1 pseudogene is annotated in these 288 nt (G+C 36.8%); it reads left to right on the forward strand.

The annotated features are described in order from the left end of the window. Positions 1 to 30: 30 nt before the first annotated feature. A pseudogene (locus AOA60_RS23650) lies at positions 31 to 288 on the forward strand (deoxyribonuclease IV); the annotation flags it as partial.

Below are 288 nucleotides of genomic sequence, written 5' to 3' on the forward strand. Positions count from 1 at the left end.
TAGGGTATATTAAAGGTTTGGGAGAGGATAATGATGTTATTAGGATCACATGTTTCCATGAGTGGGAAAAAAATGTTATTAGCAGCGAGTGAAGAAGCTACGTCCTATGGTGCTACAACATTTATGATTTATACAGGTGCACCTCAGAATACAAGGCGGAAGAAAATAGAAGACCTAAACATTGAAGAGGGTACAGCACACCTAAATGCAAATGGGATTTCAAATATTGTTGTGCACGCACCATACATTATTAATATTGCAAATACAACAAAGCCAGAGGTATTTGAA

Source organism: Pseudomonas sp. 2822-17, assembly GCF_002742485.1.
GTDB classification, from domain to species: domain Bacteria; phylum Pseudomonadota; class Gammaproteobacteria; order Pseudomonadales; family Pseudomonadaceae; genus Aquipseudomonas; species Aquipseudomonas cyclaminis.